Consider the following 25650-nt stretch of genomic DNA (forward strand, 5'->3'; position numbering starts at 1 on the left):
GTCGGCGGCACAGGGTCGGCGATCAGCCCGGGTGAGTCATCGAAAGCAGGTCGAGCTTCTCGTCGAGCTGCTCGATCGTCAGCTCACCGCGCTCGACGTACCCGAGGTCGATGACGGCCTCGCGAACCGTGATGCCCTTGGCGACCGAGTGCTTGGCGATCTTGGCCGCCGCCTCGTAGCCGATGAGCTTGTTCAGCGGGGTGACGATCGACGGCGACATGCCCGCGAGCGCCGACGTGCGCTCGATGTTCGCCTGGAGTCCGTCGATGGTCTTGTCGGCGAGGAGGCGCGAGGCGTTGGCGAGCAGCTCGATCGACTCGAGCAGCGCGGACCCCATGACGGGGATCGCGACGTTCAGCTCGAACGAGCCCGAGGCGCCGGCCCACGCGATCGTCGCGTCGTTGCCGATGACCCGCGCGCACACCATGAGCGTGGCCTCGGGCACGACGGGGTTGACCTTGCCGGGCATGATCGAGGACCCCGGCTGCAGATCGGGGATGTGCAGCTCGCCGAGACCGGTGTTGGGGCCGGAGCCCATCCAGCGGATGTCGTTGTTGATCTTCGTGAGCGACACCGCGATCGTACGGAGCGCGCCGGATGCCTCGACCAGCCCGTCGCGGTTGGCCTGGGCCTCGAAGTGGTCCTTCGCCTCGGTGATCGGCAGCTCGGTGTCGGCGACGATGAGCTCGAGCACCTTCTGCGGGAAGCCGAGCGGGGTGTTGATGCCGGTGCCGACCGCCGTACCGCCCAGCGGCACCTCGGCGACGCGGGGGAGCACCGCCTGCACGCGCTCGATGCCCAGGCGCATCTGGCGCGCGTAGCCGCCGAACTCCTGGCCGAGCGTGACGGGCGTGGCATCCATGAGGTGCGTCCGGCCCGACTTGACGACGCTCTTCCACTCCTCGGCCTTGGCCTCGAGCGCGACGGCGAGGTGGTCGAGAGCGGGGATGAGGTCGTCGATGAGCTCCTGAGTGACGGCGATGTGCACCGAGGTCGGGAACACGTCGTTCGAGGACTGCGAGGCGTTGACGTGGTCGTTCGGGTGAACCGGCGACCCGAGGTCGCGCGTTGCGAGCGTCGCGAGCACCTCGTTCATGTTCATGTTCGACGAGGTGCCGCTGCCCGTCTGGTAGACGTCGATCGGGAACTGGTCGGCGAACTCGCCGGCGATGATCCGGTCGGCGGAGCGGGCGATGGCGTCGGCGATCGCGCCGTCGAGCGTGCCGAGCTCTTTGTTCGCCAGCGCGGCGGCCTTCTTGATGCGCGCGAGCGCCACGATCTGAGCCGGCTCGAGCGGGTCGCCCGAGATGGGGAAGTTCTCGACGGCGCGCTGGGTCTGCGCGGCGTACAGCGCATCCTTCGGGACGCGCACCTCACCCATGGTGTCGTGCTCGATGCGGTAGTCGGTGTCGGTCACTTCGTCGTTCCTCCGTTGGTGGCGAGTGTGTGTGGGAGCAGTGTCAGGAGTCGTCGGAGACGTCGCCGACCAGGACGTCCGGCACGGCGGCGCCCTCGGAGAGGCGGTAGTTCGCGCCGACGATGGCCAGCCGGCCGGCGGCCACGGCGTCGCTGATCAGCTCGGACGAGTGCAGGAGCTCGCCGACGGTGTCGCGCAGGTGCTCGCGGCCGACATGCTCGGCGTCGATCGTCTCGGGCGGAACGCCGTCGACCGTGCCCTGACGGATGACCCGGCGCACCGCGGGCACGATCGGCGCGATCTGGCGCCAGATGTGCGGCGGGAGGGACGGGGCATCCGCTCGGGTGCTCTCGATGGCCGCGCTGACCGCGCCGCACTCATCGTGGCCGAGGACGACGATGAGCGGAACGCCGAGGACGGCGACGGCGTACTCGAGGCTGCCGATCACCGAGTCCGAGATGACCTGGCCGGCGTTGCGCACGACGAAGAGGTCTCCGAGTCCCTTGTCGAAGATGATCTCGGCGGCGAGCCGCGAGTCGGAGCATCCGAAGAGCGCGGCACGCGGGCGCTGACCCGCCGCCAGGTCGTGACGCCGCTCGACGTCCTGGCGGGGATGGCGCGGCTCTCCCGCGACGAACCGGGCATTGCCCCGCTGCATCTCCTGCCACACCTTGCGGGGCATCGGCTCCTCGGTCACTCGGACTCCTCGCGCAGTTCGGCGACCTCGGTCGCGACGGCGGACGCCGCCTGCTCGAGTGTCGCGGTGTCGGCCTTGCCGTAGATCAGGACGGTGTCGGGTCCCGCCTCGGTGGCGAGGGCCACGGAGACGTTGCCGGCGCGAGCAGGATCCGCGATGTCGTACCGGTCCCACGTGATGCCGTCGATCGTCACGGTGCCGTCGACGCGGGCGCCGGAGAGCATCCGGGCCGCCCACGCGGGGTCGGCGTCGAAGCCCTGTGCCACGCGGAGGAATCCGGACTCGGGGGCGTAGACGACCGTCCACGCCCGGGGAGCGTCACCCTCGACGCTGGCGACGTTGACGCGCCAGTCCGCCGGGGCATCGGGGACGATGACGGTGCGGCCTTCGGCGGTCGAAACACTCTCGGCGACGGCGGCCACGTCGATGGGCGCCCGCTCGGGCGGCGTTCCGCGGGGAACGGCGAAGATGATGACGACCACGACCAGGACGGTCACGATGAGCGCCGCCACGAGGTTGCGGGTGTTCTGGCTCTCGCGGTGGACCCGGGAGGACTCCGCCTTGCGGGACGCGGTCTCACCGGGGGTCTCGGGGCGCCCGAGCTCCGCCACGATTCGCGGGGAGCGTGCCATCACGCGCCCTCCGCCGAGCGTTCGGCCGTGGAGCGCGCGGCCTCGAGGCGCCGTTTGGCGCCGAGGAGCCACTCGTCGCAGCGCGCGGCGAGGGCTTCGCCGCGCTCCCAGAGAGCGAGCGAGTGCTCGAGCGTCGGCGCGCCCTGCTCGAGTTCGGAGACGACGCGCACGAGCTCGTCCCGCGCCTGCTCGAACGACAGCTCGGCGACGTCGGACGGTGCTCCGGTCGGCTCGGTCATGCTTCCATCCTAGTTCGGCGGCTGGGCGTCGCCTGCGGGCGGGGCGGCCGCCGGACCGACCCCGCTCTCGGCGATCTCGCCCTCGGAACGCACCGCGAACGAGCCCCGCTCGACCGTCACCAGCACCGCGGTGGATGCCGGCGCCTGGGCGGCGTCGCGCACGATGGTGCCGTCGGCCAGGTGGGCGATCGCGTAGCCGCGGGCGAGCGTCGAGGCGGGGGAGAGGGCCCGCAGGGTCGCGCGCAGCTCGGCGGTGCGACGCGACTGGGTCTCGAGCGCGCGGTCGACCCGATCGCGGCCTCGGGAGGCCAGGAGTTCGATGTCCTGGGCGCGCGAGTCGATCATCGACTCGGGGCTGCGCAGCGCCGGGCGTGAGCGCAGCTGCTCGAGCTGCGCGATGTCGTGGGTGATGCGGTGGGTGAGGCGCGAGGTGAGCCGCGACCGGAGCTGCGCGACCAGCGCACGCTGCTCCGCGACATCCGGAACCACCCGCTTGGCCGCATCGGTCGGCGTGGAGGCCCGCAGATCGGCCACGTCGTCGAGCAGCGGACGGTCGTTCTCGTGGCCGATCGCGCTCACGATCGGAGTGGATGCCGCCGCCACGGCGCGCACCAGGCGCTCGTCGCTGAACCCCAGGAGCGTCTGGGGGTCGCCGCCGCCGCGCGCGATCACGATCACGTCGACCTCGGGGGCCGCGTCGAGGGCCTTCAGGGCAGCGATCGTCTCGGGAACGCAGCGGTCACCCTGCACGGCCGCGTACTTCGTGCGGAACCTCACCTGCGGCCAGCGCAGTTCGGCGTTGCGGTGCACGTCCTTCTCGGCATCGGAGTTCTCGCCGGTGATGAGGCCGATGACCTGGGGCAGGAAGGGGAGCGGCTTCTTGCGCGACGGATCGAAGAGCCCCTCGGCCCGCAGCTGCACCCGGAGCCGCTCCAGGCGCTCCAGCTGATCGCCGAGTCCGACGTGGCGCATCGACGACACGCCGAAGCCGAAGTCGCCGCTCTTGACGAAGTAGTCCGCCTTCACGGCGGCGATCACGTGGTCTCCGACCTTGAGGTCGGCGGGCAGTCGCTCGCGCGTCGACGACCAGATGCGGAACGAGATCGTGGCATCGGTGACGAGGTCTTTCAGACGGCCGAAGACGTTGCCGCCGCGCAGGTTCCACGCCGTGATCTCGCCTTCGACCCACACCGAGCCCCACGTCGAGATGAACCCTCTGATCGTCTCGTTGAGCCGGCTGACCGAGGTCGGGGCCTGCGGGGTGGAGTCCTTCGGGCGAACGGAATCGGCGGGCGGCGGCTCGCCCGCGACGGGCTCGGCCTGGAAGGTCGTCATGCGGTCCTCTCGTGCGCTCGGGCGTCGGCGCTCGGCCCCTGCCCAGGGGCCGCACGTAGAATCGACGTGTGAGCACCAGCACCGTGGGCAGAACCCCTGTGAGCATGCCCGTTCCCCGCGTACCGCGGCGGCGCGAACGCCTCCAGGATATCCCCGTCCAAGGACAGAAGCGGGTGCTGCTGGCCTCCCCCCGCGGCTACTGCGCCGGCGTCGACCGTGCGGTGATCGCCGTCGAGAAGGCCCTCGAGCGCTTCGGCGCTCCCGTGTACGTCCGCAAGCAGATCGTCCACAACATCCACGTCGTGACCGAGCTCGAGCAGAAGGGCGCGATCTTCGTGGAGGAGGTCGACGAGGTTCCCGAGGGCGCCCACGTCGTCTTCAGTGCGCACGGAGTGTCGCCCGCGGTCGTGTCCGCGGCATCCGATCGGCGGCTCCAGGCCATCGACGCCACCTGCCCCCTCGTCACGAAGGTGCACCGCGAGGCCGTGCGATTCGCTCGCGACGACTTCGAGATCCTTCTCATCGGCCACGAAGGCCATGAGGAGGTCGAGGGGACCGCGGGCGAGGCGCCCGATCACGTGACGATCGTCAACTCGCCGGCGCATGCCGACACCATCGAGGTGAAGGACCCTTCCAAGGTCGTGTGGCTCTCGCAGACCACGCTCTCCGTCGACGAGACCATGGAGACGGTCCGCCGGCTGCGCGAGCGGTTCCCGCAGCTGCAGGACCCGCCTTCGGACGACATCTGCTACGCCACCCAGAACCGCCAGGTCGCCATCAAGAAGGTCGCCAAGGACGCCGACCTCGTCATCGTCGTCGGTTCGGCCAACTCCTCCAACAGCGTGCGCCTCGTCGAGGTGGCGCTGGAGTACGGCGCGAAGGCCGCGTACCGCGTGGACTACGCCGACGAGGTCGAGCAGTCCTGGCTCGAGGGCGTCGAGACCGTCGGCGTGACCAGCGGCGCGTCGGTGCCGGATGTGCTCGTGCAGCAGGTGCTCGAAGACCTGGCGTCGGCCGGCTACGGCACCGTCCAAGAGGTGCGCACCGCCGAGGAGGACCTGATCTTCTCCCTCCCCAAGGAACTGCGACAGGATGCCTCGGGCAAGCGCGACGAGCGCGCCCTGGGCGGACGGACCAGCGCATGACCGAGGCGGCCACCCCCAGCCCGAACGCGTCGCCGGACCCGCGCCCCCGCCCCCAGTACGGCGAATACGCGTCGCCCGAGGAGCAGCAGGCGCGCATCCGCCAGCCCGATGTCACCTGGGCACTCGAGACCGGCCAGGCGTCGCCCGCGGAAGCGCCCGCCGTGGCTCCCACCGCCGTGGCTCCGCCGCTCGGCGCAGCGCCTGCGACGCCGGATGCCTCCGCCCGGCCCCAGCGCTCGCGCGCCATCGACCGCATCGTGACGTTCGCGCTCCTGGCGTACGGCCTGGTGAACGTGATCTCGGCGTTTCCCGCCATGGTGGACTACGTCGCCTACACCGACACGATGTTCGAGATCCTCGGCCTCGACGTCGAGCTCTCGGATCCCTCTGGCGGCCGGCCCTGGGGCATCGCTGCAGCGCTCGTGCTCGCCTTCGGCTGGCTGCTCACGGCGCTGCTCGCGTGGGTAAACCTGCGTCGCGGGCGCCTCTCCTGGTGGATCCCGCTGGTCGGCGGCATCGTGTTCACCTTCGTCGCCGCGATGCTCATCCTCGTGCCGATCATGAACGACCCCGCCGTCTGGGATGCCCTCGTGGGAACCGTTCGCTGACCGATCCCGCCGTTCGAGCGTCGGACGACGGATGCCCCGGCGCGCCGCCCCGGAGGGCAGGCGCCGGGGCATCCGGACGTCGATCGGGCTCAGTGCCCGGACCTGTGGCTCAGGCCGCGAGGCTCTTGCCCGCCGAGCCGAGCTGCTTCGTGGCCTCGGCGACGCGGGCGGCCATCGCCGACTCGGCGACCTTGCCCCATGCGCGCGGGTCGTAGGCCTTCTTGTTGCCGACCTCGCCGTCGACCTTCAGCACGCCGTCGTAGTTGGCGAACATGAAGCCGGCGACCGAGCGCGTGAAGGCGTACTGGGTATCGGTGTCGATGTTCATCTTCACGACGCCGTTCGCGACCGCCTCGGCGATCTCTGCGTCGGTCGAGCCGCTGCCGCCGTGGAAGACGAGGTCGAGCGGCTTGGGGCCGGTGCCGAACTTCGCGGCGATGCCCTCCTGGATCTCGCCCAGGAGCTCCGGACGGAGCTTGACGTTGCCCGGCTTGTAGACGCCGTGCACGTTCCCGAAGGTGAGGGCGGCGATCCAGCGGCCCTGGTCGCCGAGGCCGAGGGCTTCGACGACCTGGGTGACGTCGGCCGTGGTCGTGTAGAGAGCCTCGTTCGAGCCCTCGTGCTGCACGCCGTCCTCTTCGCCGCCGACGACGCCGATCTCGACCTCGAGGATCGCGTTGATCGCCTTGAGGCGGGGGAGGAGGTCCTTGGCGATGGCGATGTTCTCGTCGAGCGGAACGGCCGAGCCGTCCCACATGTGGGACTGGAAGATCGGGTTGCCGCCGTCGGCGACAGCCTGCTCCGAGGCCTTGATCAGCGGGAGGACGAAGTCCTCGAGCGCCGGCTTCGGGCAGTGGTCGGTGTGGAGGGCGACCGTGATGGGGTAGCTCTTCGCGACCTCGTGGACGTAGGCGGCGAAGGCGAGTGCGCCGGTCGCGCGGGCCTTGACGGTGTGGCCGGCGAAGTAGTCCGCGCCGCCCGTGGTGACCTGGATGATGCCGTCGGAACCGGCTTCGGTCAGACCCTGGAGGACGGCGTTCACCGACTGCGAGCTCGCGGCGTTGATGGCGGGGTACGCGAACCCACCGGACTTCGCGCGGTCCAGCATGTCGGCGTACTGCTCTGGGGTGGCGACGGGCATGAGTGCTCCTAGGTCGTGACGGGCTTCACGAGAACTCTACCGAAGGGCTGCCGGCGAGCAGGATGCCTCAGCGCAGCTCGCAGCGGGCTGTGCCGGGAGGTTCTGCCACTGGGGAAAGAAAGTCGATTCCTTCACGCTGGCGAGGCGGAAACTCCGGGGCGATCACGGGGGCTCTGGCTAGGCTGGCGCCATGGTGAGTCTGACCGCGGACATGAGTCCCCTGCACCCCGACCGGAACCTCGCGCTGGAGCTCGTTCGCGCGACCGAGGCGGCGTCCATCCGCGCCGTGCCGTTCATCGGCCGCGGGGCGAAGGAGGATGCCGACGGCGCTGCGGTCGACGCGATGCGCGCCTTCTTCACCACCGTGAACTTCGACGGGACGATCGTGATCGGCGAGGGCGAGAAGGACGAGGCGCCGATGCTCTTCAACGGCGAGAAGGTCGGGAACGGACGCGGCCCCCAATGCGACGTCGCGGTCGACCCGATCGACGGCACGTCGCTGACGGCCGCCGGCCGCAACAACGCGCTCTCGGTCATCGCCGTCTCCGATCACGGCACCATGCTCGATGCGTCCACCGTCTTCTACATGGACAAGCTCGTGACCGGCCCGGCCGGCGTCGGCGTCGTCGACATCCGCCTCCCGATCGGGGAGAACATCCGCCTGCTCGCGAAGTCGCTCGGCAAGCCCGTCGACGAGATCGTCGTGTCGGTGCTTCACCGCCCGCGCCACGAGGAGCTGATCGAGCAGATCCGCGAAGCAGGCGCCGGGACGCGACTCATGAGCGACGGCGACGTCGCCGGAGGCATCAACGCCGCGCGGCACAACGCCCGCACCGACATGTGCGTCGGTGTCGGCGGCAGCCCCGAGGGGATCGTCACCGCGTGCGCGATCAAGGCGCTCGGCGGCCACATCCAGGGTCGCCTGTGGCCGCGCGACGACGACGAGAAGCAGAAGGGCGTCGACGCGGGGCTGAAGCTCGACGGCCACGTGTACGAAGCCGATGATCTCGTCAAGGGGAGCAACACGATCTTCGTCGCGACCGGTGTCACCGACGGCCAGCTGGTCGCCGGCGTGCGACGCGAAGGCGGCTATGTCTACACCGAGAGCGTCGTGCTGCGCGGCGCCTCGGGCACGTTGCGACGCATCTCATCGGAGCACCTCGTCTCCAAGTGGCTCTGAGTTCTCCGGGATCAGCCCTGTGACAGGTGGGGCGGGTGTGACTGTTGTGACTCATTCGTGACGACTCGGCCGCCGGAACTCTGGCAGAATCGGACGCGGGTCGACGGCGACGCACGTATTGCCGATGCGAGGGAGTCTCCAATGTCCGGACAGGTAGGCGGCTCGTCGCCGCAGACCGGCGCGCACGCCGTCGTCGCCAACGCGGTGGACCCGGCCCGGCGTCCGGATGTGCTGCTGCGCGTCCGTCGCGACGAGGGTCATGAGATCAGCGCGTGGTGGATGGTCGGCGCCTTCGTCGGCGTGTCCGTCGCCGTGATCGCTCTGCTGAGCTTCGTTCCCGGCGGCGCCTGAGCCCGCGAGCCGGCGCCGGTCGCGCCGCTATTCGCGCGCCGGGGCGATCCGCTCCCGCAGCTCGCCCAGGTCTGCTGTCGCCGCGGCATCCTCGGTGAGGAGCGTCTGGTCGAGGAACTCCGGCGCCGTCAGCCGGCGCGGAGTCTTCTCGATCGTGGCCGGCGCAGCGACCGCATCGAGTTTCGTCGCGTCGATGCCCGGGAACCGGCGGGCGCTGACGAGCACGCGCGACTCGAGCGACCCGGCGAACCGGTTGTAGCTGTCGACCGTGCGCTCGATCGCGCGACGGAGGTCGTCGGCGTGCGACGCCAGTGAGCCGAGGCGCTCGTACAACTGGTTGCCGAGGTCGAACAGCGTGCGGGCCTCGCGCGAGACGTCCTGCTGCGTCCAGGTGAAGGCGACGGTCTTGAGGACCGCCCACAGATTGACCGGGGACGCGAGCGCGACGCGCTTGCCGAAGGCGTAGTCGAGCAGCGAGGGATCCCTCTCGAGCGCCGCCGAGAGCAGCGACTCGCTGGGGACGAAGCACACCACGAACTCCGGGCTCGAGGCGAGGCCCGACCAGTAGGCCTTCTTCGCGAGGGCGTCGATGTGGGCGCGCACCGCCTTCACATGCTTGTCGAGCAGCGCCTCCCGCCGCGCGCCCTCGGCGCCCTGGGCGGTGAGCGGGATCGCGCTGGCCTCCAGGTAGGCATCGAGCGGCACCTTCGCGTCGACGGCGATCGCCTTGTCGCCGGGAAGCCGGATCACCATGTCGGGGCGGCCGGCCCCGGCATCCGACGCGATCGAGGTCTGCAGGTCGAAGTCGACGTACCGCGTGAGTCCTGCGGCCTCGACCACCCGACGCAGCTGCGTCTCGCCCCAGACACCGCGCGTGGCGCCCGAGCGCAGGGCGCTGGCCAGCGACTCGGTCGTCGCTCGCAGGGCCTCGTCGGACTCGTGCGCCCGCCGCAGCTGCTCGGCCAGGGTGCCGAACTGGGTGTGGCGGTCGCGCTCGAGATCGCCCACCTTGGTCTGCATCGCGGCGAGCGTCTCCTGCACCGGCGCGAGGGCGCGCAGCACGGTCTGCTCGCGGCGCTCGCGCTCTTCCCGGGACGCCTGGTCGTGTCGTGACTGGCTCGCGAGCTCGCGGTAGAGAAGCTGCTGGTGCTCCAGCTGCGCCTGCACGCCGTGCCGCGTCGCCTCGGCGCCGGCCAGGCGCGCGCGCAGGTCGGCCTGTTCGCGGGCGGCGCGGGCGGCCCCCCGCGCGAGACCCGCGGCCCAGCCCGCCAGCGCGCCGACGGCCAGCATCGCGACGGCGATCACAGAGACGATGAGCGGGTCCATCGCCTCAGGATGCCCTGCGCCTCCGACATCGCGCGGCGGCGGGCCGCGGCATCCGCTCTTCCGTCGCCTCAGGCGATCGCGAACGAGACGGCGGGAGCCTCGGCGACCGCGATCTGCGAGACGCGCACGGCGGCCCCCGCTGCGAGCGCCTCGATGTCGTCGGCGCCCAGCCGGCGGGCGGCGTCGATCATGACGTGTGCGCACGCGAGGGCGTCCGCGGTCGCGTTGTGGTGCGCGAACTCGGCGAATCCTGCCTCGGCGGCGACGAAGGGGAGGCGGTACGACTCCAGCTGATAGACCTTGCGGGCCACCTGCAGGCTGCAGGCGTAACGGAAGGGCGGGCAGTCGTCGCCGGTGGCCTCGCACGCCCGCTTGATGACGGCCATGTCGAAGCCGGCGTTGTGGGCGACGAGCACGTCGTCGCCGGCGAACCCCGAGATCGCGCCGAGCTGGGCGGTCCAGGTCGCGGCCCCCACGACATCCTCGGCGGTGATGCCGTGGATGCGCGTGTTCAGCTCGAAGAACCGATCATGGCCCGGCGGCGGCTGGATCAGCCAGCCGGTCTTCGCCACGATCTCGCCGTCCCGCACGCGGACGAGACCCACCGCGCAGGCCGACGCGTTGCTGGAGTTCGCCGTCTCGAAGTCGATCGCGGTGAAGTCCAGTGGCACGCCTTCAGACTCACCCGGGCGCGTGCGCCCCGCCGCCAGGCGCGCCGCAGACGGTGCGAACGTCCGCTCGCCGGCCCGAGCGGCCGCGAGCGGAATAGGCTCGGATCATGGCCAGCCGCGAGGAGATGTCCACGTCGTTCGGCGCCGCCGCGAGCGCCTACGAGGCCGGAAGGCCCGACTATCCCCGGGAGGCGGTCGACTGGCTCCTCGAGCCGGTCCGCACCGAGGGTCGCGCCCTGCGCGCCGCCGACGTGGGCGCCGGCACGGGCAAGCTCACGCGCACGATCGTCGAAGCGGGCGCCGATGTCGTGGCCATCGACCCCGACCCCGAGATGCTCGCCGCCCTGCGGGAGAACGTGCACGGTGTGCCGACCTTCGTGGGAACGGCCGAGCGGATGCCCCTTCCCGACGCCTCGGTCGACGCGCTGCTGCTCGGGCAGGCGTGGCACTGGGTCGACCCTGCCGCCGGAGGCGCCGAGGCCGCACGGGTCCTGCGTGCCGGCGGAGTGCTCGGACTCGTGTGGAACATCCGCGACGAGTCCGTGCCGTGGGTCAGGCGCCTCACCGCCGCGATGCACGGCAGCCACGCGGAGCAGCTTCTCGCGGGCGACGGACCGGTCGTGGGCCCCCCGTTCGGAGCGCTCGAGACGCGCACCTGGCGGTGGACCCGCACCGTCGGGCGCCGGGCGCTGCTCGACCTGGTGGCCTCTCGGAGCTACATCATCACGGCGCCCGAGAGCGAGCGCGCGCAGATCCTCGCCGAGGTCGGAGCGCTCTTCGACGCCGAGCGCCGCATCGGCCCGCACGGCGCCGAGGTGGTTGACATCCCCTATCGGACCGAGGCGTTCCGCGGCATCCGTCCGTAGCGACCGTCGGCGGGCACCGCTAGCGTGACCCCATGCGCACCCTCACCGTCTGCAACTTCGTCACCGTGGACGGCAGGTACGAAGACGACGATCACGACATCGGGTCGTTCTTCGAGCATCAGCACCCCGACTACGCCGGCGCGGACACGTTCGACCACTACACGGCGTCGCTGCTGCGTGCGTCCGACACGATGGTGCTGTCGGGTCGCCGTTCGGCTCTCGGCAACCTGGAGTACTGGACCTCGGTCCGCGCCGACTCCGGTGCCACGGCGATCCGCCGCGAGCTCGCCGACCTCATCCTCGGCATCGAGAAGCTCGTGGTGTCCGACACGATCACCTCCGACGACATCGCGCGGTACGGGAACGTCCGGATCGTGCCGGTCTCCGACGCCCGGCGCGAGATCGCCGCGCTCAAGGAGGGCGAGGGGCGCGGCATCCTGATCCTCCTCGGACGCGTGCTGTGGAACGACCTGATGAACGCCGGACTCGTGGATGAGCTGCACCTGGTGACGTTTCCCCTCATCGCCGGCACCGGGGTGCCGCTGTTCGATTCGCGACCGCCCGTGGCGCTGAAGCTGCTCGGCACGCAGGCGTGGGAGGAATCGGGCAACGTGCTGATGCGCTGGCGCGTCGACCCGGTCGAGGGCGTGCGGGCCCACGACTGAGCGGGCACCGGGCGCCACGTAGACTGAACTCCCGTGGCTCTCACCATCGGAATCGTCGGACTGCCCAATGTCGGCAAGTCCACCCTCTTCAACGCCCTGACCAAGAACCAGGTTCTCGCGGCGAACTATCCGTTCGCGACGATCGAGCCGAACATCGGGGTCGTGAACCTCCCGGATCCGCGCCTGCAGAAGCTCGCCGACATCTTCCACAGCGAGCGCATCCTGCCCGCGGCGGTGTCGTTCGTCGACATCGCGGGAATCGTCCGTGGGGCGTCGGAGGGTGAGGGGCTGGGAAACAAGTTCCTCGCGAACATCCGCGAGGCCGACGCGATCGCACAGGTCGTGCGGGGCTTCACCGATGACGACGTCGTGCACGTCGAGGGCGGCGTGAATCCCAAGAACGACCTCGAGACGATCAATGCCGAGCTGCAGCTCGCCGACCTCGAGACCCTCGAGAGGGCGATCACCCGGTACGAGAAAGAGGTCAAGGGCCGCAAGCTCGACCCCTCGGTGCTCGCGACGGCCGTCGAAGCCCGGGATGCCCTCCAGCGCGGTGAGCTGCTGTCGGCGTCGAAGATCGACCTCGAGCCCATCAAGGAGCTCGGCCTGCTGACGGCGAAGCCCTTCATCTTCGTGTTCAACGTCGATGAGGCGGTGCTGACGGATGCCGCGCGCAAGGCCGCCCTCGAAGAGCTCGTCGCGCCGGCCCACGCCGTCTTCCTCGACGCCAAGATCGAGTCCGAGCTGATCGACCTCGACCCCGAGGACGCCGCCGAGCTGCTGGCCTCGACCGGCCAGGAGGAGTCCGGGCTCGACCAGCTCGCCCGCATCGGCTTCGACACGCTGGGCCTGCAGACCTACCTCACGGCCGGTCCGAAGGAAGCGCGCGCCTGGACCATCGGCAAGGGCTGGAAGGCTCCGCAGGCGGCCGGGGTGATCCACACCGACTTCGAGAAGGGCTTCATCAAGGCGGAGGTCATCTCGTTCGACGACCTCGTCGACGCCGGATCGGTCCTGGAGGCGCGTCACCGCGGCAAGGCCCGGCTCGAGGGCAAGGACTACGTGATGCACGACGGCGATGTCGTGGAGTTCAGGTTCAACGTCTGACCCCGCCGGGCAGAGACCGTCGCGTCGCACGAGAGGACTCACGACCATGACCGACACCCAGATCTTCGAGCCCGAGGGACGCGCGATCCCGTATGCCAGCGAAGGGGACGGGCCGGTCCGGCTCGTTCTCGTCCCGGAGCCGGGTCAGGACCGCGCCCTGGGCGTCGTAGCCCACTACCTCGCCGAGGAGGCGGGCTTCCACGTCGTGCGGATCGGGTTCCGCGACTCCTCGGGCGATGCGGACGGTGAGGCGTCGGTGAGCGATCGTGTCGCAGACCTCACCGCCGTGATGGATCACCTCGGTTTCGATCACGCCTGGATCGGCGGCCACGGGTTCGGCGGCACCGTCGCCCGCGCAGCCGTCGCCGCGCACAGCGACCGCGCGAACGGGCTGCTGCTGCTCGGCGTGGAGGACGAGGACATCCCCCTGGCCCCGGTGATCCCGGTGCTGATCGTCCAGGGCAGCGATGACGAGGTCACCCCGCCGGTCAACGGCGAGCGCCTGCAGTCCACCGCGCCGGAGCGGGCCAGTGTCAAGACTCTGCCGGGCGGGCACCTCTTCCCCCTCACGCACCCCGTCGAGACCGCGGTCATCATCGAGGAATACCTCGACTGGGACTGATGACCGCAACACTCGTCGCCCAGGGTCTCGCCGGAGGCTACGGCCATCGCACCCTGTTCGACTCGCTCGACCTGACTGTCGCCCCGGGCGATGTCGTGGGGGTCGTCGGCGCCAACGGCGCGGGGAAATCGACGCTGCTGCGCCTGCTCGCGGGCATCGACGAGCCGCAGTCCGGCAGCGTCGCGCTGTCGCCCGCCGATGCCTTCGTGGGATGGCTGCCCCAGGAGCACGAACGCGTCGCAGGCGAGACGGTCGCCGAGTACATCGCGCGGCGCACGGGATGCGCGCAGGCGACGAGCGAGATGGATGCCGCGGCATCCGCTCTGGCCGACCCGGCGCTCTCGGCAGCCGGAGCCGACCCGGCCGACGCCTACTCGACCGCCCTCGATCGCTGGCTGGCGAGCGGCGCAGCCGACCTGGATGAGCGCCTTCCGGTGGTGCTCGCCGACCTCGGGCTGGATCTCGGCGACACGCCGGAACAGGCGACCATGACGTCGCTCTCCGGCGGCCAGGCCGCCCGCGTGGGGCTCGCGGCGCTGCTGCTCTCGCGGTTCGACATCGTGCTGCTCGACGAGCCGACGAACGACCTCGACCTCGACGGACTCGAGCGGCTCGAAGCGTTCGTGCGCGGCATCCGCGGGGGCGTGGTGCTGGTGAGCCACGACCGCGAATTCCTCGCCCGCTGCGTGACGCGTGTGCTCGAGCTCGACCTCGCGCAGAACGCGAACCGGCTGTTCGGCGGGGGTTACGACTCCTACCTCGAGGAGCGCGCGACGGTGCGCCGTCACCAGCGCGAGAAGTACGACGAGTTCGCCGACAAGAAAGCGGACCTCGTCGCGCGGGCGCGCACCCAGCGGGAATGGTCGAGTCAGGGTGTGCGCAATGCGATGAAGAAGTCGCCCGACAACGACAAGATCAGGCGCAAGGCGGCGACCGAGTCGAGCGAGAAGCAGGCGCAGAAGGTGCGCCAGATGGAGAGCCGCATCGCCCGGCTCGACGAGGTCCAGGAACCGCGCAAGGAGTGGCAGCTCGAGTTCACCATCGGGTCGGCTCCGCGATCGAGCTCGGTGGTTTCGACGCTCAGCTCGGCGGTCTTCCGGCAGGGCGCGTTCACGCTGGGGCCGGTGTCGCTCCAGGTCAACGCCGGGGAGCGCATCGGCATCACCGGGCCCAATGGGGCGGGCAAGTCGACGCTGCTCCGCGCGCTGCTCGGCACGCAGGCGCCCACGTCCGGGACAGCCTCCCTGGGTGCCAGCGTTCAGGTCGGCGAGATCGACCAGGCGCGGTCGCTGCTCGTCGGATCCGCCCCTCTTGCCGATGCCTTCGAAGCCCTCGTGCCCGCCCTGGCCTCGGGCGAGGTGCGCACGCTGCTCGCCAAGTTCGGGCTCAAGGCCGATCACGTCGGACGCCCGGTCGACGAGCTGTCGCCGGGGGAGCGCACGCGCGCCGGCCTGGCGCTGCTGCAGGCACGGGGCGTCAACGTGCTGGTGCTGGATGAGCCGACCAACCATCTCGACCTGGCGGCGATCGAGCAGCTGGAGCAGGCGCTCGAGTCCTACGAGGGAGCACTGCTGCTCGTGACGCACGACCGCCGGATGCTCGCCACCGTGCGGCTCGATCGGCGCTGGCGCGTCGACGCCGGTCAGGTCGCCGAGCTCTAGCTCTTCGGTCGCGCGGGGTCGGTCAGCGACCCTGGCGCTTCTTGAACGGCTTCGGCTGGCCCTTCACGGCCGGCGCGCGGCCCTTGCCCTTCGAGGCCTTCGCCTTGCCGCCCGCCGGGGCGATCTGCTTCGGCGCGGGGGCAGGTGCCGCGGCGATCTGCTGGGCGGCTTCCTCCAGCAGGAGCGTCCCCGCCGGGCTCAAGGCCGGCCCGGCCTTGGTGCGGACGAATAGCGGATGCCCCACCTCGGCCTCGAGCTTCTCGATGGAGGAGTGGAGGGAGGCCAGCGGGATCCCGAGGGCGTCGGCCGCCCGGGGGAAGTGCAAGTCGGCGCCCACGAGGGCGACGAACCGGCTGAGGTCTGCGAGCTTCACGGGTACCTCTCGTGTGTGGGTGCCGACCCGTTCGAGTCGAGCGCCGATGGACGGGACGCTCGGCGCGGCCTGCCCAGGCTACGCGCCCCGGGGGCTTCGCGACGCGCGAGCCAGGGCGCTGGGGTTCGTTCCGAGTGCCGCTCGCACCGTCGGGGTACTGTCCCGGCGCCGGTCGCGGGTGTATCGTTCGACCGTCCGCGCCACTGGTGCTGTCGATCCCGGTGGTCGGCGGATGACACTGGGGAGTGAGACATGGTCACCAAACTGCCTTCGTCCGGAGCGATGCCCGAAGGGCAGCACGCGGGGTGCGACACCTCGGGACTCATCCTCGTGCACCGGATCTTCCGATGGCTCTACCGCGAGCTGCCGGGGCTGATTCGCGAGGTGAAGCCGGGGGACACCGAGCGGGCCGCGGTCGTCGGCCGCTACGCGCACCTCGACTTCTTCGCACTCCACATGCACCACGAGACGGAGGACGCGGCGCTCTGGGACCGGCTGACGATCAGGGACCCGGGATGCGCAGCGCACGTCGATCAGATGCGGGCGCAGCATGCCCAGGTGGCCGCGATGCTGTCTCGCATCGAGCCGCAGCTGAAGCCCTGGATGACGTCGGCAGACCCTGCCCGAGGGGAGGCGTTCGCCGCCGACATCGAAGTCCTGCGGGACGCGCTCAACACGCATCTCGGGCAGGAGGAGGACGACATCATGCCCGTCGCCGGCGCCGTCCTCTCTCAACAGGAGTGGGACTGGATGGAGGAGCACACGCGAGCGACCCTGGCTTCGCATCGCAAGGACCTCGGAAACGACATCATGGCGCTGCAGGCCGGCCTGCTGATCGCGAGTGTTCCGCAGGATGAGCGTCGGGAGTGGATGCGCGCGAACATCCCGGCGCCGATTCGGATCCTGTACGCCCTGCTGCTGAAGAGGCAGTACGACCGCGCGATGCGGGACCTCTACCCCGATCGTCCGGTTCCGGCGATGGTGTGACAGCCATGTGGAAGCGCGTGGTGCTCGACGTGCACCTGCCTCACCCGCCGCAGCGCGTGTTCCGGTATCTCGCCGACCCGGCGCGCTGGCCGGATTTCGCGCCGGCTGTGGCGTTTCGCCAGCTCATCGGCGATGTTCCTCCGGATGTGGGGAGCCGCTGGTGGGCCGTCGACCGCATCGGTCCGTTCCGGGTGCGGTTCGCCGACGTGCTCGAGAGCATCGAGCCGGGACGGCGCGTCGTCTGGCACTCGACGTCGCCCTGGAACTCCCGCGTGGAGTATGTCTGCCTGCCGGAGAACGGCGGCACCCGGATGCGCGCCGAGTACGAGGGTGACATCGCCGGCTGGCTGGGGCTCACTGCACTCCTCCCCGCCATCGCCTGGGAGTGGATCCTGATGCGCGACTTCTTCGGTCTCACTCGGCTCCTCGACGAAGAGGACCGTCGCCACCGGGCGGGAGGGAGGCCGGATGCTCGGGAATCTCGGCCCTACTCGACGAGCTTCCCCGCCACCGACACTTCGTCCCGCATCAGCTGAGCGATCTCGTCCGGAATCGGCGGGATCGCCTCGCGCACCACGCCCGTCCCGGGCGACCACACCAAATTGACCTGCAGATCGGGATCGGTGTCGGGGAAGTCCGAGCGGTTGTGGCATCCGCGGGTCTCCCGTCGCTCGAGCGCCGCCTCGAGCGTCGCGCGGGCGGCCAGCGCCGCGGACTTCAGATCGAACGCGTGCGCGAGGTCGTGGAATCCCGCGATGTCGGGGTGCACGCCGACGTGTGCCATGCGTGCCTCGATCGCGTCGAGCTCGGCCAGCCCGGCCCGCAGCCCTGCCTCAGAGCGCACGACGCCCGCGTGCTCGGTCATGGTGTCTCGGATCGCCCGCTGCAGCGCGCGGACGTTCTCCTGCCCGTCCGACGCGAGGAGAACGTCGATCTCCGAGCGCGCAGCGGCCACGGCCGACCCGGAGCGCACCTGGGCCCGGAGGGACCCCGAGTAGGCGGCCGCCGCCTGACCGACGATCCGCCCGAACACCAGCAGCTCGATGAGCGAGTTGCCGCCGAGGCGGTTCGCGCCGTGCAGACCCGACGAGGCCTCGCCGATCGCGTACAGGCCCGGCACGTCCGTGCCGTGGTCCGACGAGCGGACCCAGACCCCGCCCATCGAGTAGTGGGCGGTGGGGGCGATCTCGATCGGATCCTTCGTGATGTCGAGCATCTGCAGCTCGAGCATCGTCTGGTACACCCGGGGGAGCCGGGTCATGATCGTCTCGCGCGGGAGGTGCGAGACATCCAGCCAGACGCCGCCGTTCGCGGTGCCGCGGCCCTCCTTGATCTCGGTGTAGCAGGCCAGGGCCACGCGGTCGCGCGTGGACAGCTCCAGCCGTTCGGGATCGTACTTGTGCATGAAGCGCTCACCCAGGCCGTTGCGCAGGATGCCCCCCTCGCCGCGCGCCGCTTCGGAGATCAGGGTCCCGGCGGCATTCTCCGGCTCGATGATGCCGCTGGGGTGGAACTGCACGAGCTCGGGGTCGCGCAGGCGTCCGCCGGCTTCGACGGCGAGCCGGAACGAGTCGCCGGTGTTCTCGTCGCGCCGGGACGAGGTGCGGCGCCAGATCCGGTTGTGGCCGCCGGCGGCGAGGATCACGGCATCGGCGTGGATCAGGTACCGCGTGCCGTCTTCGAGGTCGAAGCCGTAGGCGCCGAAGACGACGCCGTCGTCGTTCACGAGGATGCGAGTGACGTACACGGTGTCGAGGATGGGCACCTGCAGCTGCGCCGCTCGGTTGATCAGCGTGCGCTGGATCTCGAGCCCGGTGTAGTCGCCGGCGAACGCGGTGCGACGGTAGGTGTGCGCGCCGAAGAAGCGCTGCGAGATCCGCCCGTCGTCCTCCCGCGCGAAGGGCATGCCGTAGCGTTCCAGGTCCTCGATGCCCCGTGCCGCCCCGGAGGTGACGATCTCGACCGTCTCGGGGTTGGCGAGCAGGTAGCTCTCCGTGAGCGTGTCGGCGGCATGCTGCTGCCAGCTGTCGTCGGCGTCCATGGTGGCGAGGGCGGCGTTGATGCCGCCGGCAGCGAGGGAGGTGTGCGCGTCGGACTTCGCGCGCTTGCCCAGCGCGAGCACGTCGACTCCCGCCTCGGCGAGTTCGATGGCTGCGCGCAACCCGGAGCCTCCCGTGCCGATCACGAGAACGGTGGTGGAGAGCCGGCGCTCGGAAACTGTCATGCCTCGACGCTAAGCGGAGCCGATCCATAACTCCAATGAGTCTTTTCACTCCAGCCGATAGCCGTACGCTATGACCATGAACCTGGAACAGCTGCGCAGCTTCGTCGCGGTCGCTCAGATCGGCAACTTCACGCGCGCCGCCGAGCGGCTGCGTCTCGCACAGCCGTCCCTGAGTCGGCAGATCGCTGTGCTGGAGCAGGACCTTGGTGCCGAACTGTTCCATCGCGCCCGCACCGGCACGACGCTCACCACCGCGGGGGAGACGCTGCTTCCGCTGGCCCGTCGCATGATGGCCGATGCCGAATCCGTGCGCCGCGAGATCGACGAGCTCGCCGGGCTCCGCCGCGGCCGCGTGCGCCTGGGTGCGACTCCAACCCTGTGCATCAGCCTGGTCGCGGAGGTGCTGAGCGCATTCCACGCCGCGCACCCCGCCATCGAGCTGCACATCTCGGAGCACGGCTCCCGGCACCTGCTCGAGGAACTGGCCGGCGGGCAGCTCGACCTCGCGCTCATCACCACGTCCGACGGTGCTGCGGGCGAGCGCTTCGCCGTCGCGCCGCTGCTGGTCGAGGAGCTCGTCGTCATCTCATCCAGCGCGGCACCGCCCGTGGCGCGGGCAGACAGCATCCGTCTCGCGGAGCTCGCCGACCTTCCGCAGGTGGTCTTCGCCTCCTCATACGACCTGCGCCGTACGACGGATGCCGCGTTCCAGGCCGCGGGTCTGACGCCGAAGGCGGTCATCGACGGGGCAGAGATGGATGCGGTGATCCGCTTCGTGGAGCGGGGCATCGGCGTCGCGATCGTGCCGGCCATGGTGGTCGTCGAGCGTCCGGGGCTGCGGTCGGTCCGGCTGGTCGAGCCCACGCTCACGCGCACGATCAGCATCGCGCGTGTGGCGGGCATGGCGCCCACCGCCGCTGTGGGTGTGATGCAGCGGACGATTGCGCGCACCGCGGCGGCGCTGGCGGATCGGCGGTCATCGACCATGCAGGTGGCGACACCGGCCGGGGCGATGCGGCCGTGATAATACCGGGTCAAAACCGTGATGTGTAGATCCGGCCGTTGATCTCAGCATCCTGCTAGCTTGATGTCCGCCTCACAGTGGATCGCCGCACACCCGTCGGCGATCCGAACCAAAAGGGAGAGAAACATGCTCTGGACCATCCTCGGCCTCATCGTCATCGGCCTCATCGCAGGACTCATCGCCCGCGCGCTCATTCCAGGCAAGCAGAGCATGAGCATCCTTCTGACGATCGTCCTCGGAATCGTCGGCTCGTTCGTGGGAGGATTCCTCGGATTCCTCATCTTCGGCAGCGACGCGAACGACGGCTTCCTGCAGCCGGCCGGCATCATCGGCTCCATCATCGGCGCCATCATCGTGCTGGGACTGTACGTCTTCTTCACGCGTCGGAACAGCGTCACGCGCTCCTGACCCGCTGCTGACGAAGGCCCGTGCTCATCGAGCACGGGCCTTTGTCGTGCGCCCGCCGGCGCAGTTCGGCAAATTCGGTATCTGGTGTTGCTAAGTACCGGTACTCAGTGTTACCGTCTAGTGGTAGTCAGCATCACAGAGTAGATCGGAAGGAGAGTGATGGGCAGTCAGATGACGGAGATGCTCAAGGGCACCCTCGAGGGCATCGTGCTCGCGACCGTCGCCGCGCGGCCCGCATACGGGTACGAGATCACGGCACGGCTGCGCGAGCAGGGATTCGCCGACATCGTCGAAGGCACCGTGTACGCGCTGCTCGTCCGCGTCGAGCAGCGGGGCTTCGTGGATGTCGTGAAGGTCCCCTCCGAGAAGGGACCGCCGCGCAAGGTGTACTCGCTCAACGCGAGCGGGCGCGAACAGCTCGGAGAGTTCTGGAGGACATGGAGCTTCCTCTCGGAACGCATCGAACAGCTTCACCACGAGCAGATGAACCAGACAGACGAAGGAGAGAAGTAATCATGGCCGCAAAGTGGATCGAGTTCCTCACCGGGTCGCTCGACGACAAGAAGGCATACCGGCAGTACAAGGCCCGCATCGCGGCGCTGCCCGAGCCCTACAAGAAGGCCGCGATGGCCTTCGAGCGTTACTTCATGTACAACGGCGGCATCACCGACGGCGATCCGGCCGTCATGATCACGATGCTGAACGACTTCGCTGACCTGTGGGAGCGCGCAGCCGCAGATCAGACGCCCGTCAACGAGATCGTCGGCGACGATCCGGTCGAATTCGCCGAGGTGTTCGCCGCCGCCTACGCGGGCAAGCGATGGATCGACAAAGAGCGCACGCGCCTCACCGATACCATCCGCAGCCTCGACTCGAAGGACGATCGATGACCTCCACCAACGATGCCGCCATCCGCGTACAGGGCATCGAGAAGTCGTTCAAGGATCTTCACGTGCTGAAAGGCGTCGACTTCGATGTGGCAGCGGGGAGCATCTTCGCGCTCCTCGGCTCGAACGGCGCGGGCAAGACCACGGTTGTGCGGATCCTGTCGACACTGCTGAAGGCGGATGCCGGCACCGCGACGGTGAACGACTTCGATGTCGCCGCCAGCCCGGGCCAGGTGCGCGAGTCGATCAGCCTGACCGGCCAGTTCGCCGCCGTCGACGAGGTGCTCAGCGGCCGGGAGAACCTGGTGCTCGTCGCCAGGCTGCGGCACCTGAAGGACCCCGGCGCGATCGCGGACGACCTGCTCGCGCGCTTCTCGCTCACCGAGGCCGGCGGCCGCAAGGCCGCCACCTACTCGGGCGGCATGCGCCGGCGGCTCGACATCGCGATGAGCCTGATCGGCGACCCGCCGGTCATCTTCCTGGACGAGCCGACCACAGGCCTCGATCCTCAGGCGCGCATCGAGGTGTGGCAGACCGTCAAGGAGCTCGCCAAGGGCGGCACCACGGTGCTGCTGACCACGCAGTACCTCGACGAGGCCGAGCAGCTCGCCGACCGCATCGCGATCCTGCACAAGGGCACGATCATCCAGAACGGCACGCTCGCCGAGCTCAAGCGTCTGCTGCCGCCCGCCACGGTCGAGTACGTCGAGAAGCAGCCGTCCCTCGAGGACGTCTTCCTCGCCCTCGTCGGCGACACCGGCGAGACCGAACCCGGCGATGCCGACGACGCCCTCGCGACACGAAAGGAACCCTGATGACCACGCACGTCCTGAGCGACACCGGCGTCCTGACCGGCCGCTCGCTGCGCCACATCCTGCGCAGCCCCGACACGATCATCACCACCGCGGTCACGCCGATCGCGCTGATGCTCCTGTTCACGTACGTCTTCGGCGGCGCCATCGACACCGGGTCGAGCGAGTCGTACATCGACTACATGCTGCCGGGCATCCTGCTGATCACGATCGCGTCGGGCATCGCCTACACCGCGTACCGGCTGTTCCTCGACATGCAGGGCGGCATCTTCGAGCGGTTCCAGTCCATGCCGATCGCCCGTTCCAGTGTGCTCTGGGCCCACGTCTTCACGTCACTGGTCGCCATCCTCGTGTCGATCGCGGTCGTCATCGGCGTCGGGCTGATCATGGGCTTCCGCACCGGCGCATCGTTCGGCGCGTGGCTCGCGGTGATCGGCATCCTGGTGCTCTTCACCCTCGCCCTGACCTGGATCGCCGTGATCGCGGGGCTCTCCGCCAAGACCGTGGACGGCGCGAGTGCGTTCAGCTATCCGCTGATCTTCCTGCCGTTCATCAGCTCCGCGTTCGTGCCCACCGAGTCGATGCCCGGCCCCGTCGCCTGGTTCGCCGAGAACCAGCCTGTGACGGCCATCGTCGACACGATGCGCTCGCTGTTCGCCCAGGAGCCCGTCGGCACCGACATCTGGGTCGCGCTCGCCTGGCTCGTGGTGATCCTCGTCGTCGTCTCCTCGGGTGTCATTCGGAGATCTCGGCCACGGTCTCGCCGACGTCGGAGGCCGAGAGCGAGAGGGCGATGTCGGCCTGGCTGATGATCCCGACGAGGTCGTGGCCGTCGATCACCGGCAGTCGCCGCACCTGATGCCGCTTCATCATCTCCAGGGCCACTTCGATGTCGTCGTCGGCGCCGATCGTCACCGGCTTGCCGCTGCCCAGCGACCCCGCGGTGGTGGACGCCGGGTCTCCGCCCTCGGCGAGGCACTTCACGACGATGTCGCGGTCCGTCACCATCCCCTTGAGCCGCTTGTCTTCGCCGCAGATCGGCAGTGCGCCGACGTCCAGCGACGCCATCAGGCGGGCGGCATCCACCAGCGTCTCGTTCTCTCCGACGCAGCGCGCGTCCGGAGTCATGATCTCTCGTGCGACAGTCATCATCGGTTCCTTCCGTTGGTGCGGCGAACGTAGAAGCGGTGGACGCTCCGCGCGCAGGGCCTTGACAGTGCGCGATGTCGCGCGTACCGGACCGCGGCGGAGGTGCCAGGGGCGGCCTAACGCGATCGCGCGGCCGGGGTCAACCGCCTGCGCGAACCGTGTGGATGGCTCGTACGGTGGCGGCATCCGGCCACCGCTGCGGCATGCCGCCGGCGACGAGAGGAAGACCATGAAGGCCCTCACCTGGCAGGGGCATCGCAAGGTTGCGGTGGTCGATGTCCCCGATCCGCGGATCGAAGAGCCGACGGATGCCGTCATCCGCGTCACGTCGACGGCCATCTGCGGCTCCGACCTGCACCTCTACGAGCTCTTCGGTCCGTTCCTGGACAGCGGCGACGTGCTCGGCCACGAGGCGATGGGGGTCGTCGAGGCGGTCGGCTCGGCCGTGCAGCGGCTCCACGTCGGGGAGCGAGTCGTGATCCCCTTCAACATCGCGTGCGGCGAATGCTTCATGTGCCGCCGCGGGCTGCAGTCGCAATGCGAGACGACGCAGGTCACCGAGTACGGCACCGGCGCCGCGCTGTTCGGGTACACCAAGCTCTACGGGCAGGTGCCCGGGGGCCAGGCCGAGCTCCTCCGCGTGCCGTATGCCGACTACAACTCCATCGTGCTCGATCAGGACCTTCCCGACGAGCGCTACCTGTTCCTGAGCGACATCCTGCCGACCGCGTGGCAGGCGGTCGAGTATGCGGCGGTGCCGGACGGCGGCACGCTGGTCGTGCTCGGGCTCGGACCGGTCGGTCAGTTCGCCGCCCGCATCGGACGGCACCGGGGCTATCGCGTGATCGGGATCGACGATGTGCCCGAGAGGCGAGAGCTCGCCTGCCGCCACGGAATCGAAGCGTGGGAGGAGGACGACCTCGTGGAGCGCGTCCGCTCGGTGACAGAGGGGAGAGGGCCCGATGCGGTCGTCGACGCGGTCGGCCTGGAGGCCCACGGCAATCCGATCGTCAAGGCCGGACACCGCGCGCTGGCGGTGCTGCCGGATGCCCTCGCGAGGCCGCTCATGGTGCACGCCGGTGTCGATCGCCTGGCGGCGCTCCACAGCGCGATCGAGCTCGTGCGCCGCGGCGGCACCGTCTCGATCAGCGGCGTGTATGCCGGCGACGCCGATGTCATGCCGATGAAGACGATGTTCGACAAGCAGCTGACCCTGCGGATGGGACAGTGCAACGTCAAGCGGTGGATCGACGACCTGCTGCCCCTGGTGGAGGACCCGGCCGACCCCCTCGGCACGCAGAGCCTGGTGACCCACCGGGCTCCGCTCGCGGAGGCACCGGCTCTCTACGAGACCTTCCAGAAGAAGGCGGACGGCTGCATCAAGGTCGTGCTGCAGCCGGCCTGACGGGCCCGCGCCTCACGTGCTTCGTGCGACGTCGGCCTCGGGGTCGTCGGCCAGCGGCTCGGAGCCGTCATGATCCGGGGTCGCGGTGTCGGGGATCGGGACGATGGAGAGGTTCACTCCGGGCGTCAGCAGCAGGTAGGCCACGCGTGGGGCGCCCTCACCGTCGTTCACCTGCAGCCAGCCGTGTCCGGAGGCGAGCCCTTCGGCGATCTCCTGGGTCAGCGACTCGAGAGTCCGCCCGCCGACGCTGTAGTGCTCGTTCCCGTAGATGATGTCGATGCGCTTCACAGGAGGGCCCCCCTTTCTTCCCGGCCGACCGAGCCCTCAGGCGGTTCGGGCACGACGTGAAGGCCTGACGGAGAGTTCGCCGTGAAGGCGAGCGCGTCGATCCAGGCGATGTTCAACGGCGGCCGCCGACTGCCGTAGTACTTGTACACGAGGGAGCAGCGGGGATGCACCCAGACGGTGGTCCGCCCGTCTCCGATGCTCGCATCGTCCTTCCAGCTGAAGTGGAACGCCTCTCCACGGCGCAACTTCGTCCCGATGACGATCTGCAGGTGGGCGAGCGTTCTGTCGTCGAAGTCGACTTTGACGGTTCCTTCGTAGATGAACTTGCCCATCGGCCTTCTCCGATCCCGCCGGCAACGAGGCGCACGGTGTGCGAGACCTCGGCCGTCACGTTCACCCTGACAGCGCGAGACCGCCGTGCCAACACCTT

Annotated in this window: 31 protein-coding genes; 18 read left to right on the plus strand and 13 right to left on the minus strand. The window is 69.8% G+C overall.

The features are described 5' to 3' along the window. Positions 1 to 22: 22 nt before the first annotated feature. Genes SOM19_RS16445 through xseA form a run of 5 tightly spaced genes read right to left on the minus strand, consistent with a single transcriptional unit; the run spans position 23 to position 4320 of the window. Positions 23 to 1417, minus strand: coding sequence for a class II fumarate hydratase (locus SOM19_RS16445; RefSeq protein ID WP_320487660.1), 1395 nt, complete (start codon positions 1415 to 1417; stop codon positions 23 to 25). Between the two features lie 43 nt (positions 1418 to 1460). Beyond that, a complete protein-coding gene (locus SOM19_RS16450; RefSeq protein ID WP_320487762.1) occupies positions 1461 to 2099 on the minus strand; it encodes a carbonic anhydrase in 639 nt (212 codons plus the stop codon). Between the two features lie 11 nt (positions 2100 to 2110). Continuing rightward, complete coding sequence (locus SOM19_RS16455) at positions 2111 to 2746, minus strand: DUF4245 family protein (RefSeq protein ID WP_320487661.1); 636 nt, start codon at positions 2744 to 2746, stop codon at positions 2111 to 2113. Further along, the gene (locus SOM19_RS16460) at positions 2746 to 2985 is read right to left on the minus strand and encodes an exodeoxyribonuclease VII small subunit (protein WP_320487662.1); all 240 of its coding nucleotides are present in this window, start codon (positions 2983 to 2985) and stop codon (positions 2746 to 2748) included. Before SOM19_RS16460 ends, SOM19_RS16455 begins: the two co-directional genes overlap by 1 nt. 9 nt (positions 2986 to 2994) lie before the next feature. Further along, complete coding sequence (xseA, locus tag SOM19_RS16465) at positions 2995 to 4320, minus strand: exodeoxyribonuclease VII large subunit (protein ID WP_320487663.1); 1326 nt, start codon at positions 4318 to 4320, stop codon at positions 2995 to 2997. Positions 4321 to 4424: 104 nt separating this feature from the next. Here xseA and SOM19_RS16470 point away from each other — a divergent pair, with 104 nt between their 5' ends. Together SOM19_RS16470 and SOM19_RS16475 are read left to right on the plus strand one after the other, a co-directional pair. Next, the gene (locus SOM19_RS16470; RefSeq protein ID WP_320487763.1) at positions 4425 to 5465 is read left to right on the plus strand and encodes a 4-hydroxy-3-methylbut-2-enyl diphosphate reductase; all 1041 of its coding nucleotides are present in this window, start codon (positions 4425 to 4427) and stop codon (positions 5463 to 5465) included. After that, positions 5462 to 6073, plus strand: coding sequence for a DUF6264 family protein (locus tag SOM19_RS16475; protein WP_320487664.1), 612 nt, complete (start codon positions 5462 to 5464; stop codon positions 6071 to 6073). Before SOM19_RS16470 ends, SOM19_RS16475 begins: the two co-directional genes overlap by 4 nt. Positions 6074 to 6182: 109 nt before the next feature. On the opposite strand, the gene fbaA is transcribed toward SOM19_RS16475, so the two are convergent. Continuing rightward, on the minus strand, positions 6183 to 7214 hold the full coding sequence (fbaA, locus tag SOM19_RS16480; protein ID WP_320487665.1) for a class II fructose-bisphosphate aldolase: 1032 nt from the start codon (positions 7212 to 7214) through the stop codon (positions 6183 to 6185). Positions 7215 to 7404: 190 nt separating this feature from the next. Here fbaA and glpX point away from each other — a divergent pair, with 190 nt between their 5' ends. Together glpX and SOM19_RS16490 are read left to right on the plus strand one after the other, a co-directional pair. Then, the gene (gene glpX / locus SOM19_RS16485; RefSeq protein ID WP_320487666.1) at positions 7405 to 8394 is read left to right on the plus strand and encodes a class II fructose-bisphosphatase; all 990 of its coding nucleotides are present in this window, start codon (positions 7405 to 7407) and stop codon (positions 8392 to 8394) included. Between the two features lie 141 nt (positions 8395 to 8535). After that, positions 8536 to 8745: a UDP-N-acetylmuramyl pentapeptide phosphotransferase gene (locus SOM19_RS16490; RefSeq protein WP_320487667.1), complete on the plus strand. Its 210-nt coding sequence runs from the start codon at positions 8536 to 8538 to the stop codon at positions 8743 to 8745. Positions 8746 to 8772: 27 nt separating this feature from the next. Here SOM19_RS16490 and SOM19_RS16495 read toward each other — a convergent pair whose 3' ends face one another. Next, a complete protein-coding gene (locus SOM19_RS16495; RefSeq protein WP_320487668.1) occupies positions 8773 to 10071 on the minus strand; it encodes a DNA recombination protein RmuC in 1299 nt (432 codons plus the stop codon). A gap of 68 nt (positions 10072 to 10139) precedes the next feature. After that, positions 10140 to 10742: a 3'-5' exonuclease gene (locus SOM19_RS16500; protein ID WP_320487669.1), complete on the minus strand. Its 603-nt coding sequence runs from the start codon at positions 10740 to 10742 to the stop codon at positions 10140 to 10142. 107 nt (positions 10743 to 10849) lie between these two features. Here SOM19_RS16500 and SOM19_RS16505 point away from each other — a divergent pair, with 107 nt between their 5' ends. Genes SOM19_RS16505 through SOM19_RS16525 form a run of 5 tightly spaced genes read left to right on the plus strand, consistent with a single transcriptional unit; the run spans position 10850 to position 15663 of the window. Next, the gene (locus SOM19_RS16505) at positions 10850 to 11608 is read left to right on the plus strand and encodes a class I SAM-dependent methyltransferase (protein WP_320487670.1); all 759 of its coding nucleotides are present in this window, start codon (positions 10850 to 10852) and stop codon (positions 11606 to 11608) included. Between the two features lie 32 nt (positions 11609 to 11640). Next, positions 11641 to 12273, plus strand: a complete 633-nt coding sequence (locus tag SOM19_RS16510) for a dihydrofolate reductase family protein (RefSeq protein WP_320487671.1) — start codon at positions 11641 to 11643, stop codon at positions 12271 to 12273. A gap of 33 nt (positions 12274 to 12306) precedes the next feature. Continuing rightward, entirely contained in the window at positions 12307 to 13380 is a 1074-nt protein-coding gene (ychF, locus tag SOM19_RS16515) for a redox-regulated ATPase YchF (protein ID WP_320487672.1), read from the plus strand. A 46-nt stretch (positions 13381 to 13426) separates the two neighbouring features. Next, on the plus strand, positions 13427 to 14002 hold the full coding sequence (locus tag SOM19_RS16520; RefSeq protein ID WP_320487673.1) for an alpha/beta fold hydrolase: 576 nt from the start codon (positions 13427 to 13429) through the stop codon (positions 14000 to 14002). Next, positions 14002 to 15663: an ABC-F family ATP-binding cassette domain-containing protein gene (locus SOM19_RS16525; RefSeq protein ID WP_320487674.1), complete on the plus strand. Its 1662-nt coding sequence runs from the start codon at positions 14002 to 14004 to the stop codon at positions 15661 to 15663. The genes SOM19_RS16520 and SOM19_RS16525 overlap by 1 nt, the downstream gene beginning before the upstream one ends. Positions 15664 to 15685: 22 nt before the next feature. On the opposite strand, the gene SOM19_RS16530 is transcribed toward SOM19_RS16525, so the two are convergent. Beyond that, a complete protein-coding gene (locus SOM19_RS16530) occupies positions 15686 to 16036 on the minus strand; it encodes a LysR family transcriptional regulator (RefSeq protein WP_320487675.1) in 351 nt (116 codons plus the stop codon). Between the two features lie 252 nt (positions 16037 to 16288). Here SOM19_RS16530 and SOM19_RS16535 point away from each other — a divergent pair, with 252 nt between their 5' ends. Both SOM19_RS16535 and SOM19_RS16540 read left to right on the plus strand, forming a co-directional pair. Continuing rightward, positions 16289 to 17023, plus strand: a complete 735-nt coding sequence (locus SOM19_RS16535) for a hemerythrin domain-containing protein (RefSeq protein WP_320487676.1) — start codon at positions 16289 to 16291, stop codon at positions 17021 to 17023. A gap of 5 nt (positions 17024 to 17028) precedes the next feature. Next, the gene (locus SOM19_RS16540; RefSeq protein WP_320487677.1) at positions 17029 to 17559 is read left to right on the plus strand and encodes an SRPBCC family protein; all 531 of its coding nucleotides are present in this window, start codon (positions 17029 to 17031) and stop codon (positions 17557 to 17559) included. On the opposite strand, the gene SOM19_RS16545 is transcribed toward SOM19_RS16540, so the two are convergent. Further along, a complete protein-coding gene (locus tag SOM19_RS16545) occupies positions 17511 to 19247 on the minus strand; it encodes an L-aspartate oxidase (protein ID WP_320487678.1) in 1737 nt (578 codons plus the stop codon). The genes SOM19_RS16540 and SOM19_RS16545 overlap by 49 nt on opposite strands. A 76-nt stretch (positions 19248 to 19323) precedes the next feature. On the opposite strand from SOM19_RS16545, the gene SOM19_RS16550 reads away from it, so the two are divergent. The 6 genes from SOM19_RS16550 to SOM19_RS16575 all read left to right on the plus strand — a co-directional run bounded on the left by SOM19_RS16550 (position 19324) and on the right by SOM19_RS16575 (position 23187). Next, positions 19324 to 20271 (plus strand): LysR family transcriptional regulator, encoded by a 948-nt coding sequence (locus tag SOM19_RS16550; protein ID WP_414683663.1) that lies wholly within the window; start codon positions 19324 to 19326, stop codon positions 20269 to 20271. A gap of 126 nt (positions 20272 to 20397) precedes the next feature. Then, entirely contained in the window at positions 20398 to 20679 is a 282-nt protein-coding gene (locus tag SOM19_RS16555) for a GlsB/YeaQ/YmgE family stress response membrane protein (protein ID WP_320487680.1), read from the plus strand. Positions 20680 to 20838: 159 nt separating this feature from the next. Continuing rightward, positions 20839 to 21192 carry a PadR family transcriptional regulator gene (locus SOM19_RS16560; protein ID WP_320487681.1) on the plus strand — a complete coding sequence of 118 codons (354 nt, stop codon included), beginning with the start codon at positions 20839 to 20841 and terminating at the stop codon, positions 21190 to 21192. A 2-nt stretch (positions 21193 to 21194) separates the two neighbouring features. Further along, entirely contained in the window at positions 21195 to 21569 is a 375-nt protein-coding gene (locus tag SOM19_RS16565) for a DUF1048 domain-containing protein (RefSeq protein WP_320487682.1), read from the plus strand. Next, positions 21566 to 22381 carry an ABC transporter ATP-binding protein gene (locus SOM19_RS16570; RefSeq protein WP_320487683.1) on the plus strand — a complete coding sequence of 272 codons (816 nt, stop codon included), beginning with the start codon at positions 21566 to 21568 and terminating at the stop codon, positions 22379 to 22381. The genes SOM19_RS16565 and SOM19_RS16570 overlap by 4 nt, the downstream gene beginning before the upstream one ends. After that, positions 22381 to 23187 (plus strand): ABC transporter permease, encoded by an 807-nt coding sequence (locus SOM19_RS16575; protein WP_320487684.1) that lies wholly within the window; start codon positions 22381 to 22383, stop codon positions 23185 to 23187. Before SOM19_RS16570 ends, SOM19_RS16575 begins: the two co-directional genes overlap by 1 nt. On the opposite strand, the gene SOM19_RS16580 is transcribed toward SOM19_RS16575, so the two are convergent. Further along, positions 23114 to 23527: a CBS domain-containing protein gene (locus SOM19_RS16580; RefSeq protein ID WP_320487685.1), complete on the minus strand. Its 414-nt coding sequence runs from the start codon at positions 23525 to 23527 to the stop codon at positions 23114 to 23116. The genes SOM19_RS16575 and SOM19_RS16580 overlap by 74 nt on opposite strands. A gap of 229 nt (positions 23528 to 23756) precedes the next feature. On the opposite strand from SOM19_RS16580, the gene SOM19_RS16585 reads away from it, so the two are divergent. Further along, positions 23757 to 24932, plus strand: coding sequence for a zinc-dependent alcohol dehydrogenase (locus SOM19_RS16585; RefSeq protein ID WP_320487686.1), 1176 nt, complete (start codon positions 23757 to 23759; stop codon positions 24930 to 24932). A 12-nt stretch (positions 24933 to 24944) separates the two neighbouring features. Here SOM19_RS16585 and SOM19_RS16590 read toward each other — a convergent pair whose 3' ends face one another. Together SOM19_RS16590 and SOM19_RS16595 are read right to left on the minus strand one after the other, a co-directional pair. Further along, positions 24945 to 25220 carry a hypothetical protein gene (locus tag SOM19_RS16590; RefSeq protein ID WP_320487687.1) on the minus strand — a complete coding sequence of 92 codons (276 nt, stop codon included), beginning with the start codon at positions 25218 to 25220 and terminating at the stop codon, positions 24945 to 24947. Further along, positions 25217 to 25552, minus strand: a complete 336-nt coding sequence (locus tag SOM19_RS16595) for a DUF7882 family protein (protein ID WP_320487688.1) — start codon at positions 25550 to 25552, stop codon at positions 25217 to 25219. Before SOM19_RS16595 ends, SOM19_RS16590 begins: the two co-directional genes overlap by 4 nt. Positions 25553 to 25650 lie beyond the last annotated feature (98 nt).

The organism is Microbacterium sp. CFBP9034 (assembly GCF_034045255.1).
Taxonomy (GTDB): domain Bacteria; phylum Actinomycetota; class Actinomycetes; order Actinomycetales; family Microbacteriaceae; genus Microbacterium.